Annotated in this window: 12 protein-coding genes and 2 tRNA genes; 11 read left to right on the forward strand and 3 right to left on the reverse strand. The window is 60.1% G+C overall.

The genetic code is table 11. The features are described 5' to 3' along the window. Positions 1-296: hypothetical protein (locus AC1DRN_RS28815; protein WP_477786878.1), on the forward strand; the 296-nt coding region annotated here is incomplete at its 5' end. Positions 297-333: 37 nt separating this feature from the next. Here the strand turns inward: AC1DRN_RS28815 and dinB are convergent. Beyond that, complete coding sequence (gene dinB / locus AC1DRN_RS28820) at positions 334-1395, reverse strand: DNA polymerase IV (protein ID WP_223458460.1); 1062 nt, start codon at positions 1393-1395, stop codon at positions 334-336. Positions 1396-1695: 300 nt separating this feature from the next. Here dinB and AC1DRN_RS28825 point away from each other — a divergent pair. The 4 genes from AC1DRN_RS28825 (at position 1696) to AC1DRN_RS28840 (ending at position 6297) form a co-directional block, all read left to right on the forward strand. After that, positions 1696-1772 (forward strand) — tRNA-Met (locus tag AC1DRN_RS28825). Positions 1773-2004: 232 nt separating this feature from the next. Further along, a tRNA-Met gene (locus AC1DRN_RS28830) sits at positions 2005-2081 on the forward strand. Between the two features lie 278 nt (positions 2082-2359). Then, positions 2360-5002, forward strand: a complete 2643-nt coding sequence (gene mprF, locus AC1DRN_RS28835; protein WP_223458458.1) for a bifunctional lysylphosphatidylglycerol flippase/synthetase MprF — start codon at positions 2360-2362, stop codon at positions 5000-5002. Next, positions 5002-6297, forward strand: coding sequence for a virulence factor family protein (locus AC1DRN_RS28840; RefSeq protein ID WP_223458456.1), 1296 nt, complete (start codon positions 5002-5004; stop codon positions 6295-6297). Before mprF ends, AC1DRN_RS28840 begins: the two co-directional genes overlap by 1 nt. Before the next feature lie 253 nt (positions 6298-6550). Here the strand turns inward: AC1DRN_RS28840 and AC1DRN_RS28845 are convergent, their stop codons facing one another. Further along, a complete protein-coding gene (locus AC1DRN_RS28845) occupies positions 6551-8452 on the reverse strand; it encodes a potassium transporter Kup (protein ID WP_223458454.1) in 1902 nt (633 codons plus the stop codon). A 293-nt stretch (positions 8453-8745) separates the two neighbouring features. Here AC1DRN_RS28845 and rimO point away from each other — a divergent pair, with 293 nt between their 5' ends. From rimO to tsaA, 5 genes are all read left to right on the forward strand, one after another. Next, a complete protein-coding gene (rimO, locus tag AC1DRN_RS28850) occupies positions 8746-10083 on the forward strand; it encodes a 30S ribosomal protein S12 methylthiotransferase RimO (RefSeq protein ID WP_223458451.1) in 1338 nt (445 codons plus the stop codon). A 111-nt stretch (positions 10084-10194) separates the two neighbouring features. Beyond that, a complete protein-coding gene (locus AC1DRN_RS28855; RefSeq protein WP_223458449.1) occupies positions 10195-10668 on the forward strand; it encodes a GNAT family N-acetyltransferase in 474 nt (157 codons plus the stop codon). Positions 10669-10791: 123 nt separating this feature from the next. Beyond that, positions 10792-11502: an rRNA pseudouridine synthase gene (locus AC1DRN_RS28860; RefSeq protein ID WP_477786879.1), complete on the forward strand. Its 711-nt coding sequence runs from the start codon at positions 10792-10794 to the stop codon at positions 11500-11502. 76 nt (positions 11503-11578) lie between these two features. Continuing rightward, positions 11579-12046, forward strand: a complete 468-nt coding sequence (locus AC1DRN_RS28865) for a YehS family protein (protein ID WP_223458447.1) — start codon at positions 11579-11581, stop codon at positions 12044-12046. 350 nt (positions 12047-12396) lie between these two features. Next, entirely contained in the window at positions 12397-13095 is a 699-nt protein-coding gene (tsaA, locus tag AC1DRN_RS28870) for a tRNA (N6-threonylcarbamoyladenosine(37)-N6)-methyltransferase TrmO (RefSeq protein ID WP_223458445.1), read from the forward strand. Here the strand turns inward: tsaA and AC1DRN_RS28875 are convergent. After that, entirely contained in the window at positions 13076-13894 is an 819-nt protein-coding gene (locus tag AC1DRN_RS28875) for a ferredoxin--NADP reductase (protein ID WP_477786880.1), read from the reverse strand. The two genes, tsaA and AC1DRN_RS28875, sit on opposite strands and share 20 nt — an antisense overlap. Positions 13895-14040: 146 nt before the next feature. Between AC1DRN_RS28875 and AC1DRN_RS28880 the strand changes: the two genes are divergently transcribed. Further along, a partial coding sequence (locus AC1DRN_RS28880) for a LysR substrate-binding domain-containing protein (RefSeq protein ID WP_477786881.1) occupies positions 14041-14831 on the forward strand: 791 nt, incomplete at its 3' end.

Consider the following 14831-nt stretch of genomic DNA (forward strand, 5'->3'; position numbering starts at 1 on the left):
CCTTCCCCGCACAACCGCCGGATTTACGCAGCCTGATCCTTGACCACAAGAGCTTCGCGATCTTTTGCTCGCTCGCCCTGATCGGCTTCGCCTTATATCCGGTTCTTGTCCATCGGCTCGCGGTTTCGATTCACGCTTCCTCCCCACACTCGGTCGCCCTCATGCAGTTGCGCTTCACTTCGTTCGCTGTGGTCAGCTTACGACGGGACTTTCACCCGCAAGATTGCGCCCATGCTGGGCGCACAAAAAGATCGCAGCCTGCGGCAGCTCCTACAACAGATCGAGTTCTTCTGTAGGAGCTGCCGCAGGCTGCGATCTTTTGTGTTTCAGAATTTACCGCTCAAACAACTCCATCTGCTCGAACCCGCCCCGCAAGTCCTCCAGCCGCACGCCGACGCCCAACAACCGCACCGGTTTTCCGCCACGATTGAAAGCCTGGGTCAACATCAACTGATAACTTCCCAGATCCCGCCCTGCCCCGGCCTGCTCCAATGTCGTCTGGGTGAAATCGTGGAACTTCACTTTGACGAAGGGCTTGCCCGGGCGATAACTGCTGTCGATTCGCGCCATGCGACCGGCCAGGGTCTCCAGCAGCTCGGGTAATTTTTCCAGGCAACTCTTCAGATCTGGCAGATCGACGTCGTAGGTATTTTCGACACTGATCGACTGACGACGACTGTCGTTGTGCACCACGCGGTCATCGATCCCACGGGCCAGGCTCCAGAGTCGCTCGCCAAAGCTGCCGAATTCACGCACCAGCGCCAACTTGTCCCACTCGCGCAATTGCAGGCAATCGGTGATCCCCAGCTTGCCGAGTTTGTCGGCGGTGACTTTTCCGACCCCGTGCAATTTGCTCACCGGCAAGCCACTGACAAAATCCTCGACCTGGTCCGGAGTGATGACGAACAGGCCATTGGGCTTTTTCCAGTCACTGGCGATCTTGGCCAGAAACTTGTTCGGCGCCACGCCCGCCGACACGGTGATATGCAACTGGTTGGAGACCCGGCGCCGGATGTCCTGGGCGATGCGCGTTGCGCTACCACCGAAATGCGCACTGTCCGACACATCGAGGTACGCCTCATCGAGCGAGAGCGGCTCGATGATCTCGGTGTAATCGCGAAAGATCGTGTGGATTTCCCTGGACGCTTCTCTATAGGCGTCCATGCGTGGCTTGACGATGGTCAGGTCCGGGCACAGCTTCAAGGCATGCCCGGAGGACATCGCCGAACGCACCCCGTACGCTCGCGCCTCATAATTGCAGGTGGCGATCACCCCGCGCCGGTCCGCCGCCCCACCTACCGCCAGTGGTTTACCGGCGAGGCGTGGGTCGTCGCGCATTTCGATGGCTGCATAGAAGCAGTCACAATCGACATGGATGATCTTGCGTTGAGTCATAGCAAAGCCGTGTTCATGGCAAAGAAAAGGCGTCATGGCGTGCCGGACAAACAGTATCTCACCGACACCTGTATATAGCACCAGTAGTCTGAATGTTCTTTTCCAATCGTAGGAAGAGTCGATTGTGAATTTATTTTTTCAATCGAAAAATTACTTTCAATAGACGCGCAGGCCTTGTCCTGCCTGCCTCACAGACCGGTCGACCTCCCCTTTTGAACGCTAACCGATTGAACGGGAAGAGGTTTTATCGGAATTGGAGGTTGACACCCGAGCGCATCTCTATAGAATGAGCCACACAGACGCGGGATGGAGCAGTCTGGTAGCTCGTCGGGCTCATAACCCGAAGGTCGTCGGTTCAAATCCGGCTCCCGCAACCAAACATCAAAAAAGGCTACTCGAAAGAGTGGCCTTTTTTGTGCGTGCTCGTTTTGTAGCGCCGAACACCAGAACAAGGCCTGGACACTCAACGACACCGAAACCGGAAATCGTTCTGATTCCGAAACTTAGGCCATCGCTGCGACCGTTTGCCGCGATTCAACGTTTATTTGACCTGCTTCAGGATTAACGGTTGACACCCCGGCATTACTCTATAGAATGCCGCCACACAGACGCGGGATGGAGCAGTCTGGTAGCTCGTCGGGCTCATAACCCGAAGGTCGTCGGTTCAAATCCGGCTCCCGCAACCAAACATCAAAAAAGGCTACTCGAAAGAGTGGCCTTTTTTGTATCTGTTGAAAAAGTCCTTTCGCAACAATGATCTGTCACTGTGTAGCAAGCCGTTTGGGGTCACCCACACGCCGGGTTCAGACTATGCTCTATCGCAGGCTGAAGCCTTCACGACTGATGTCGCGCCGCCCCCACCGCCCGGTGATAGGCGTTAATATTTGTGATTATTTTTTTCTGCAGGGATTGGTAACTTGGCTGGATACCCCCATCCTGTCGCGCACAATCCAAGAGGTGATTGATGCGCGCCAACTCGTCTGATTCACAAGACACTGTCACAGCGACACAACCGATCAAGGCTGAGCGTCTGCGCCTGCTCGATCGCTTGAGCAAATACCGTCAACCCATTGGCCTGGCGGTCACCCTGCTGTTGTTCGCGATCGCGCTGATTGCCTGTCGCCACCTGTTGAGCGAGCTCGACCTTTACGCGCTGCACGATTCGATCCTCGAAGTCCCGAAACCCGCCTTGCTGGGCGCACTGGGCGCAACCGTGGCGGGCTTCATCATTCTGCTTGGCTACGAATGGTCGGCCAGCCGATATGCCGGGGTGAGCCTGGCACCGCGCGAGTTGGCGCTGGGCGGTTTCACGGCCTTTGCCATCGGCAACGCCATCGGTCTATCAATGTTGTCGGGCGGTTCGGTTCGCTATCGCCTCTATGCCCGTCATGGCCTGGGAGCGGCTGAAGTCGCCCGCATGACATTGTTCGCCAGTCTCTCGCTGGGTTGCGCCCTGCCGCCGCTGGCTGCCCTGGCGACGCTCAGCGACCTGCCAGCCGCGTCCACCGCCCTGGGACTCTCCGAGACGTTGCTGGGCGTAGTGGCGAGCGCCGTACTCGTGCTGTTTTCGGTGCTGGCCATCGGCATCTACCGTCGTCGGTTGCCGGAACAGCCTTATGCGGACAACCTGCTGGTCAAGATCGGGCGTCGCACCTTGCGCCTGCCCGGGCGTCGCCTGACGTTCCTGCAATTGATCATCACAGCCCTGGACGTAGCGGCCGCCGCGACCGTGCTCTATCTGCTATTGCCGGAAACGCCGCCCTTCGGCGCGTTCCTTCTGGTTTACCTGCTGGCGCTGGCCGCCGGCGTGCTCAGCCATGTGCCGGGTGGTGTCGGGGTGTTCGAGGCGATTTTGCTGGCGGCGTTTTCCGACACCCTTGGCGCTGCGCCACTGGCCGCCGCCCTGCTGCTCTATCGCTTGATCTACGTGGTCCTGCCCTTGCTGGTGGCCTGCCTGCTGTTGCTGATCAACGAAGGTCAGCGCCTGTTCCAGACACGCCAGACGTTGCGCGCGGCCTCAGGCCTGGCGGCTCCGATACTGGCGGTGCTGGTATTCCTGTCCGGTGTTGTCCTGCTGTTCTCCGGAGCCACCCCGGAAATCGATACCCGCCTGGAACACATCGGTTTTCTGATCCCCCATCGACTGGTCGATGCTTCGCACTTTGGCGCCAGCCTGGTCGGCGTTCTTTGCCTGTTACTGGCCCAGGGGCTGCGTCGTCGACTGTCGGCCGCGTGGATGCTGACCACCATTCTGTTGCTGGTCGGCGCCCTGCTCTCACTGCTCAAAGGCTTCGACTGGGAGGAAGCCAGCCTGATGGTGCTGACGGCAAGCCTGCTCGGGGTATTCCGCCGCTCGTTCTATCGCCCCAGCCGCCTGACCGAAGTACCGTTCTCGCCGCTGTACCTGGTGGCCAGCCTGTGCGTGCTCGGTGCGTCGATCTGGTTGCTGCTGTTCGCCTATCAGGACGTCCCGTACAGCCATCAACTCTGGTGGCAATTCACTCTGGACGCCGATGCCCCACGCGGCCTGCGTTCGCTGCTCGGGGCTGCCGTGCTGCTGATGGTGGTGTCGCTGACCTGGCTGCTGCGCACCGCGCGTCCGGTGATCCACCTGCCGACGCCCGACGAACTGGAGCGCGCCAGCAAGATCCTCATGGCATCGGCCCAACCGGATGGCGGCCTGGCCCTGACCGGTGACAAGGCGCTGCTGTTTCACCCCAATGACGAAGCGTTCCTGATGTACGCCCGTCGCGGCCGCAGCCTGGTGGCACTGTATGACCCGATCGGCCCGGGCCAGCAACGGGCGGAAATGATCTGGCAGTTCCGCGACCTGTGCGACATCCACCACGCCCGTCCCGTGTTCTATCAAGTGCGTGCAGAGAACCTGCCGTACTACATGGACATCGGCCTGACCGCGATCAAGCTCGGCGAAGAAGCCCGGGTCGACCTCAAGCGTTTTGATCTCGAAGCCAAGGGCAAAGAGATGAAGGACCTGCGCTACACCTGGAACCGCGGCACCCGCGATGGTCTGTCGCTGGAGATCTTCGAGCCGGGCCAGGCGCCGATGGATGAGCTCAAGGTGATTTCCGATGCCTGGCTGACCGGCAAGAACGTGCGCGAGAAAGGCTTCTCGCTGGGCCGCTTCAGCGATGACTACCTCAAGTATTTCCGCATCGCGGTGATTCGTTTCGAAGGACGCCCGGTAGCGTTCGCCAACCTGCTCGAGACCTACGGCCATGACCTGGCCAGCCTCGACCTGATGCGCGCACACCCGGATGCCCCGAAGCTGACCATGGAGTTCATGATGGTCGGCCTGATTCAACATTATAAAAACCATGGGTACGCGCGTTTCAGCCTGGGCATGGTGCCGTTGTCGGGGTTGCAACCCCGTCGCGGCGCGCCATTGACCCAGCGCCTGGGCTCGATGGTATTCCGCCGTGGTGAGCAGCTGTACAACTTCCAGGGCTTGCGCCGCTTCAAAGACAAGTTCCAGCCTGATTGGGAACCCCGTTATATGGCCGTGCCCGCCGGACTCGATCCGCTGGTTGCGCTGGCCGACACTGCTGCCCTGATCGCGGGCGGCTTGACCGGATTGGTGAAACGCTGATGATTCAACGCTCCTTGCGGTATGTATTGGGCACACTGGTGATAGTGGCCCTGGTTCTCGGTGGCGGTTACTGGTACCTGAAACGCCCGGCACCGGAACCGACCCTCGAATTGCTGACCCCGGCCGATGGCGCGGCGATGACCCGTGTCATCCCAGGCAACACGCCACGCGCCCAGGTGCTGGTTGCGGTCAACGAAGACCAGAAACTCAGCGACAAGCAATTGATGACCCTGAGCCGCAGTGGTTCGGCGCAGATTGTCCAGGTGATCCTGCCCAAGGACTGCCTGCTGCAAAGCCGTGCCTTGCAATCGGGCCTGAGAGAACTGAAAGGCCCGGCGACCCTCGTCAGCGGCATCGGCCCGGGCGCCGTGCTGACCTGGCGCTGGTTGTCCGAGCAGAAGAACGACAAGGCTCAGGCCGTCTCGGTCGACCTGGCCCTGGAAAAGCCCGGCTGCACGCACTTGCTGCCGAAAAGCGCGGCCCACGGCCACTGGCTGGTGGCATGGAACGACAACCCGGACGACACCAGCGCCGGCTTCGTGCGCGATCAACCGAACGCCGAAACCAGCATCAGCGACTACGACATCAACCTGCCGCAAGTGCTGAACAACGAACTGCGCAAGATCCTCGTCGGTGGTGACAAGGCCTCTGGCGGCCTGCAGATCCCGGTGGTCGAAGTGCCGGCAGGCCAGGCCAGGGACACCGTCACCCTGTTCCTGTCCGGTGACGGCGGCTGGCGCGACCTCGACCGCGACGTGGCGGGCGAGATGGCCAAGATCGGCTACCCGGTGGTCGGCATCGACACCCTGCGCTACTACTGGCAGCACAAGAGCCCGGAGCAAAGCGCGCTGGACCTGGCGGAACTGATGCAACACTACCGACAGAAATGGGGCACCAAGCGCTTCATCCTGACCGGTTACTCGTTCGGCGCAGATGTTCTGCCAGCGATCTACAACCGTCTGGCCGAATCGGAGCAGCAACGCGTCGACGCGATCATCCTGCTGGCCTTCGCCCGTACCGGCAGCTTCGAGATCGAAGTCGAAGGCTGGCTCGGTAATGCCGGCAAAGAAGCCGCCACCGGCCCGGAAATGGCCAAACTGCCAGCCGCCAAAGTGGTGTGCATCTACGGTGAAGAAGAAACCGACGAAAGCGGCTGCACCGACAAGACTGCTGTGGGCGAAGCCATCAAGCTGCCTGGCGGCCATCACTTCGACGAAAACTACCCGGCGCTGGCCAAGCGTCTGGTGGATGTGATCGAGAAGCGGCAGGTGAAGGAAACGGCTGCTACAGAGTGATCTGAGTCAGCCGAAAAAAGCCCTCGTTACCTCACGGTAGCGGGGGCTTTTTACATTCGACCAATCAACGCAGCCCCCTGTGGGAGCGAGCTTGCTCGCGATGGCGATAGACCAGGCAACATCACTGTTGAATGTGGCGCCGCCATCGCGAGCARGCTCGCTCCCACAGGGGATCTTCACTGGCTTCAGAAAATGCATTGAGCACAAAAAAGCCCCCGCTGCCGCAATGGCAACGGGGGCTTTTTGATGAGGCTTACATCTCCACCTGCGTCCCCAGTTCAATCACCCGGTTCAGCGGCAGATTGAAGAAACGCAAATTGCCATTGGCGTTCTGCAACATGAAGGCAAACAACCCTTCGCGCCAACGGGCCATGCCTTCGAGCTTGGAGGCAATGACCGTCTCGCGGCTGAGGAAGTAGGTGGTACGCATCGGGCTGAAATCCAGTTCATCGAGGTGGCACAGTTTCAGCGCCTGCGGTACATCCGGCTCATCGGTGAATCCGAAATGCAGGATTACGCGGAAGAAACCTTCGCCGTAGGAGTCGACCTCGAAGCGCCGTTGTAGTGGCACCCGCGGGATGTCTTCGTACACCACCGTCAGCAACACCACCTGCTCGTGCAACACCTGGTTATGCAGCAGGTTGTGCAACAACGCATGGGGCACGGCATCCGCCCGCGCTGTCAGGAACACGGCGGTGCCCTGAACTCGATGGGGCGGTTGTACGGCAATGCTGCTGATAAAGATCGGCAGCGGCAATCCACCCTCATCGATGCGCTCGACAAGCAACTGCTTGCCGCGCTTCCAGGTAGTCATCAACACAAACAGCACAATACCGGCGATCACCGGGAAAGCCCCGCCCTGGACGATTTTCGGCACGTTGGCGGCAAAGTACAGGCCGTCCACCAGCAGGAAACCGAACAGCAGCGGAACGGCGAGAAGCGGTGGCCATTTCCACAACAGCAATATCACGGCCGACACCAGGATGGTGGTCATCAGCATGGTCCCGGTCACCGCCACACCGTAGGCCGAGGCCAGGGCACCGGAGGATTCGAAACCCAGCACCAACAGCACCACGCCGACCATCAGCGCCCAGTTCACCGCGCCGATGTAGATCTGGCCCTGTTCGGCACTGGAGGTGTGCCGGATGTGCATGCGCGGAATGTAACCGAGCTGGATCGCCTGACGGGTCAGGGAGAAGGCACCGGAAATCACCGCTTGCGAGGCAATCACCGTGGCCAGGGTCGACAGACCGACCAGCGGAATCAATGCCCAGCTCGGTGCCAGCAGGTAGAACGGGTTACGGGCAGCTTCCGGGTCGCCGAGCAGCAAGGCGCCCTGACCAAAATAATTCAGTACCAGCGCCGGCAACACGAGGATGAACCAGGCACGAGCGATCGGCTTGCGACCGAAGTGGCCCATGTCCGCGTACAGCGCTTCGGCACCGGTCAATGCCAGTACTACAGCGCCGAGAATTGTCACGCCCATGCCCGGGTGGTCGATGAAGAAGCGCACGCCCCACACCGGGTTCATCGCTTCCAGGACCTCTGGATGCTGGCTGATGCCATAGACGCCCAATGCACCCAGCACAAGGAACCAGGTGACCATGATTGGCCCGAACAAAATGCCGATGCGCGCCGTACCGTGACGCTGGATCAGAAACAGCGCGACCAGCACCACCAGCGACAGTGGCACGACCCAATGGTCGATGCCTTCGAAGGCCAGCCCCAGACCTTCAATCGCCGACAGCACGGAAATCGCCGGGGTAATCATGCTGTCGCCATAGAACAACGCCGCGCCGATCAGTCCGCAGACCACCAGCAACGTGCGCAATTTCGCATGCCCCGCCGCCGCCCGCCGGGCCAATGCGGTCAAGGCCATGATCCCGCCTTCGCCCTGGTTGTCGGCACGCAGCACAAACATCATGTACTTGATCGACACGACCCAGATCAGCGACCAGAAGATCAGCGCCAGGATCCCCAGCACCCCTTCATGGTTGACCGGCACGCCATAACCTCCGGAAAACACTTCCTTGAGGGTGTACAACGGACTGGTACCGATATCGCCATAAACCACCCCGACTGCCGCGACCAGCATACCGATCGGCTTCACCGCCGAATGCTCGGCACCTGCAGCCTGACTACTTGCCTGACCCATCCACCACTCCTACTTCTCAGACCCGGGCTTCTTTGAATGAAGCACTATGCTTTGTCGTGCAGCATGCGCTGTTTTACTTCACGTTACAGACGTTTTGTTGACTGTAAAAAATCAGTAAAGCGTAACGGCGCGAAGCATAGCGCAGCACTCGTCGTATTTCCCTGCATAAAGCTGGTCAAGTGCGCTTACCATCGCTAGAATTGCGCACTTTTTGATCAGAGGCGCAGTTCAAGCGCCCGTCCGTCGGTTTTGCCCTGTCCGGCAAGCGGCGTCACAAAATACCGAGGTTAGACATGTCCACCACTCCTGCGTCGGCCAATCCAAAGGTTGGCTTCGTATCCCTGGGCTGCCCCAAAGCACTGGTCGACTCCGAGCGCATCCTTACCCAGCTGCGCATGGAAGGCTATGACGTCGTGTCCACTTATCAGGACGCCGACGTTGTTGTGGTCAATACCTGCGGCTTCATCGATTCGGCCAAGGCCGAGTCCCTGGAAGTGATCGGCGAAGCCATCAAGGAAAACGGCAAGGTCATCGTGACCGGCTGCATGGGCGTCGAAGAAGGCAACATTCGCAACGTACACCCGAGCGTGCTGGCCGTGACCGGTCCGCAGCAGTACGAGCAAGTGGTCAATGCCGTGCACGAAGTCGTGCCGCCGCGCCAGGACCACAACCCGCTGATCGACCTGGTGCCGCCACAGGGCATCAAGCTGACCCCGCGCCACTACGCCTACCTGAAGATTTCCGAAGGCTGCAACCACAGCTGCAGCTTCTGCATCATCCCTTCGATGCGCGGCAAGCTGGTCAGCCGTCCGGTAGGCGACGTGCTCGACGAGGCCCAGCGCCTGGTCAAATCCGGCGTCAAAGAGCTGCTGGTCATCTCCCAGGACACCAGCGCCTACGGCGTCGACGTGAAATACCGCACCGGTTTCTGGAATGGCGCGCCGGTGAAAACCCGCATGACCGAACTCTGCGAAGCCCTTGGCACCCTCGGCGTCTGGGTGCGCCTGCACTACGTTTACCCGTACCCGCACGTTGACGAGCTGATCCCGCTGATGGCCGCCGGCAAGATCCTGCCGTACCTGGACATCCCGTTCCAGCACGCCAGCCCGAAAGTGCTGAAGTCGATGAAACGCCCGGCCTTCGAAGACAAGACCCTGGCGCGGATCAAGAACTGGCGCGAAATCTGCCCGGACCTGATCATCCGTTCGACCTTCATCGTCGGCTTCCCGGGTGAAACCGAAGAAGACTTCCAGTACCTGCTGAACTGGCTGACCGAAGCCCAGCTCGACCGCGTCGGCTGCTTCCAGTACTCGCCGGTTGAAGGCGCACCGGCCAATGACCTGGATCTGGAAGTCGTCCCGGACGACGTCAAGCAGGACCGTTGGGAGCGTTTCATGGCGCACCAGCAGGCCATCAGCTCGGCGCGCCTGCAAATGCGCATCGGCCGCGAGATCGAAGTGCTGGTCGATGAAGTCGACGAACAAGGTGCGGTGGGCCGCTGCTTCTTCGATGCCCCGGAAATCGACGGCAACGTATTCATCGACAACGGCAGCAACCTCAAGCCGGGCGACAAGGTCTGGTGCAAAGTGACCGACGCCGACGAATACGACCTGTGGGCTGAACAGATCTAAACGCAAAAAATACGCAAAGCCCCGCTCTCCAGACGAGATGCGGGGCTTTTTTACGGCTATCGTTTGAGATTGAACGGATTCACATCACTCACGTATCAGGGGCAGACAGGCATGCGTCAGCATTCGGTCATCCACACGCCGAAACTAGGCGACTACGAAGAATTGACCCGGGTCTGGGAGGCCTCGGTGCGCGCTACCCACGACTTTCTGCCGGACAGCTACATCGAACTGCTGAAAAACCTGGTGCTGACCCGCTACCTCGACGCGGTAATGCTGATCTGCACCAAAGATTCGAGCCAACGCATCACCGGGTTCGCCGGCGTCGCTGCAGGCAAGATCGAAATGCTCTTCATCGACCCCGACCATCGCGGCCAGGGCCTGGGCAAGAAATTGTTGCACTATGCCCTGGAACACCTGAACGCCGACGAACTGGACGTCAACGAACAGAACCCTCAGGCCTTGGGGTTTTACTTCAAGCAGGGCTTCGAGGTCATCGGTCGTTCGGAAGTCGATGGCATGGGGCAGCCGTATCCGCTGCTGCACATGCGTTTGCGTCAGGCTGAAAAACTCACACGCAATGGCTGATACACCATAAATCCATTGTGGGAGCGAGCCTGCTCCCACAAAAGAGCATGCATTGAAATGGAACCGGGATTAACCGGCGCCAGGCAGGTACAATGCCCACCCCCTTTTTGTTACGGCCCTGACATGACTGACCCGATTCGTCTCTCCAAACGCCTCATCGAACTCGTCGGCTGCTCCCGTCGGGAGGCTGAGCTGTTCATCGAGGGCGGCTGGGTCACCGTCKACGGTGAGGTCATCGACGAGCCGCAGTTCAAGGTCGACACCCAGAAAGTCGAGCTTGATCCAGAGGCCAAGGCCACCGCTCCGGAACCGGTGACCCTGCTGCTCAATGTGCCCGCCGGCATGGACGCAGACACCGCCATGGCCACCCTCGGTGCCGAGACCCTGAGCGAAGAACACCGCTACGGCAAGCGACCGTTGCGCGGGCACTTCCTGCGCCTGACCGCCAGCACCGACCTGCAGGCCAACGCCAGCGGTCTGCTGGTGTTCACCCAGGACTGGAAAATCCTGCGCAAACTCACCGCCGACTCCAGCAAGATCGAGCAAGAGTATGTGGTCGAGGTTGAAGGCGAGATGGTGGCTCACGGCCTCAACCGTTTGAACCACGGCCTGACCTACAAGGGCAAGGAGCTGCCGGCGGTCAAGGCCAGCTGGCAGAACGAAAACCGCCTGCGCTTTGCCATGAAAAACCCGCAACCGGGCATCATCGCCCAGCTGTGCCAAGCCGTCGGCCTCAAGGTCGTCGCCATCCGCCGCATCCGCATCGGCGGCGTGTCCATCGGCAAAGTGCCCGTGGGGCAATGGCGCTACTTGTCCGGCAAAGAGAAGTTCTAAGGCTTCCCGCGCCGCCACACCTTTCGGCGCTGCTGTTTTCGGCGGCGCCCATAGCCGAATTATCAGGACTGCACACATGATTCATAACGACGTACTGCGCAGCGTGCGCTACATGCTCGACATCAGCGACAAGAAAGTCATCGAGATCATCAAGCTCGGCGGCCTGAACGTGACCCTGGCAGACCTGGTGACGTATCTCGACAAGAAAGAGGAAGACGAGGAAGGTTTCGTACGCTGCCCGGACGAAGTCATGGCGCACTTCCTCGACGGCCTGGTGATCTTCAAGCGCGGCAAGGACGAAAGCCGTCCAGCGCAGCCGATCGAAGTGCCGGTGACCAACAACATCATCCTGAAAAAGCTGCGGGTGGCGTTCGAGCTGAAAGAAGACGACATGCACGCGATCCTCAAGGCCGCGGAGTTCCCGGTGTCCAAGCCTGAGCTGAGCGCGCTGTTCCGCAAGTTCGGCCACACCAACTATCGCCCGTGCGGCGACCAGCTGCTGCGAAATTTCCTCAAGGGCCTGACCCTGCGCGTTCGGGGCTGATCTCCGATGGAGGCGGCCGGTTTCGGTCGCCTCGCTCATGACACTGCATTCCCTTCGAAAATAGTGGCTCCGCTGACCGCGGCTGACGACCAGGGTGTAAAGACCTCAGCTCTCAGGATTCGCCATGCATCCCTAGTTTTCCCTGCAAGGCCGCACTGCCCTGGTGACCGGCGGCGCGGCCATCGCGGGCAAGCCACGCTCCCACAGGGTTCTCGAGCGCACACAAAATTTGTGTCCATCACAAAACCTGTGGGAGCGGGCTTGCCCGCGATGACGGACTGACAGGCGCCACCGGGCTAGAGACCGTGTGGGTTATCATGCCTGCCTTCATTCCGCCTCGACCTCAAACCATGACCTACAGCGTTTCCCCCATCGGCTTCGTGCGCTCCTGCTTCAAGGAGAAGTTCGCCATCCCGCGCCAGCCGCAACTGGCCCCGGCCGCCCGTGGCGTGCTGGAACTGGTGGCACCGTTCGATCAAGGGGACGCCGTACAGGGCCTGGAGCAGGTCAGCCATGTATGGCTGTTGTTCCTGTTCCACCAGGCCCTGGAAGAAAAGCCGCGCTTGAAGGTCCGCCCTCCTCGCCTCGGCGGCAACAAATCCATGGGCGTGTTCGCCACCCGCGCAACCCACCGTCCCAATGGCATCGGGCAGTCAGTGGTGAAACTGGACAAGGTCGAAGCCAACCGCTTGTGGATCTCGGGCATCGATCTGCTGGATGGCACGCCGGTTCTCGACATCAAACCCTACGTGCCCTACGCCGACATCATCGATGCAGCCACCAACAGCATCGCCAGCGCTGCGCCGCAGCTGATTCCCGTGCAGTGGACGGATACAGCGCTGCAACAGGCTCACGGGCATGCCCAGCGCCTTGCAGAGCCTTTGGTTGAGCTGATCGAGCAATGTCTTGCGCAGGATCCACGCCCGGCCTATCAAACGCCTGCACCCGAGCGGGAATATGGCGCGCAGTTCTGGGATGTCGATGTGCGTTGGCATTACCTGACACCGGAGCTGATCCGCGTCCTGGAAGTCATTCCGGCAAACATCTGAGCACCACAAACGACTGTGGGAGCGAGCTTGCTCGCGATGGCGGTGTGACAGTCAACTTCAACATGCGCATCCGCGGCGAAACCTTCAGGCCGAAGCTGTTCAGCACTTCGCTGGTCTCGTCGAGCATGCTCGGGCTGCCGCACAGCATGGCGCGGTCGTCCTGCGGGTTGATCGGCGGCAGACCAATATCGCTGAACAGCTTGCCGCTGCGCATCAGGTCGGTCAGGCGACCTTCGTTCTCGAACGGCTCGCGGGTCACGGTCGGGTAGTAGATCAACTTGTCACGCAACGCTTCGCCAAAGAACTCGTTCTGCGGCAGGTGCTCGGTGATGAACTCGCGGTAAGCGACTTCGTTGACGTAACGCACGCCGTGGCACAGGATCACTTTTTCGAAACGCTCGTAGGTTTCCGGGTCCTGGATGACGCTCATGAACGGCGCCAGACCGGTACCGGTACTGAGCAGGTACAGATGTTTGCCAGGCTTCAAGTCATCCAGCACCAGCGTGCCGGTAGGCTTCTTGCTGATGATGATCTCGTCGCCTTCCTTCAGATGCTGCAACTGCGAAGTCAGCGGACCATCAGGTACCTTGATGCTGAAGAACTCGAGATGCTCTTCCCAGTTCGGGCTGGCAATCGAGTAAGCACGCATAAGCGGGCGGCCGTTGGGCTGTTGCAGGCCGATCATCACGAACTGACCGTTCTCGAAGCGCAGGCCCGGATCACGGGTGCACTTGAAGCTGAACAGAGTGTCGTTCCAGTGGTGAACACTGAGGACACGCTCGTGGTTCATGTTGCTCATGTACGTGGGACTCCTGGAGATTTGTCTGCGCGTGTTCGGTGTGCTCTGCAAGGAAAGCCAACTCTGCGCAATTGCATCGCATTCTAAAGGCAGAGACAATATCTGTTAAATGGATTATTAAGATAAGGGTTATCGGTTATATAGATATGCGATTTACTCTCCGTCAACTTCAAGTATTCGTCGCCGTCGCCCAGCAGGAAAGCGTATCCCGTGCTGCGGGGTTGCTCAACCTCTCGCAATCGGCGGCGAGCACCTCGATCACCGAGCTGGAGCGCCAGTGCAGCTGCCAGTTGTTCGACCGCGCCGGCAAACGGTTGAGCCTCAACGCGCTCGGTAAACAGCTGCTGCCCCAGGCTGTGGCCTTGCTGGACCAGGCCAAGGAAATCGAAGACCTGCTCAACGGCAAGTCCGGCTTCGGCTCGCTGGCCGTAGGCGCGACCCTGACCATCGGCAATTACCTGGCCACCCTGCTGATCGGCAGCTTCATGCAGCGCCATCCGGAAAGCCAGGTGAAGCTGCACGTGCAGAACACTGCCAATATCGTGCAGCAAGTGGCCCACTATGAAATTGATCTGGGTCTGATCGAAGGCGACTGCAGCCACCCGGACATCGAAGTACAAAGCTGGGTCGAGGACGAACTGGTGGTATTTTGCGCCCCTCAGCATCCGCTGGCCAGGCGCGGCGCGGCGACCATGGATGAGTTGAGTCACGAAGCCTGGATCTTGCGCGAACAAGGCTCAGGCACGCGGTTGACCTTCGATCAAGCCATGCGCCATCACCGCACTTCGTTAAACATCCGCCTGGAGCTCGAGCACACCGAAGCGATCAAGCGCGCGGTGGAGTCAGGTTTGGGGATTGGCTGCATTTCCAGGCTGGCATTGCGCGACGCATTCCGCCGCGGCAGCCTGGTGCCTGTCGAGACGCCGGATCTGGATCT

The organism is Pseudomonas sp. P5_B3, from assembly GCF_056400405.1.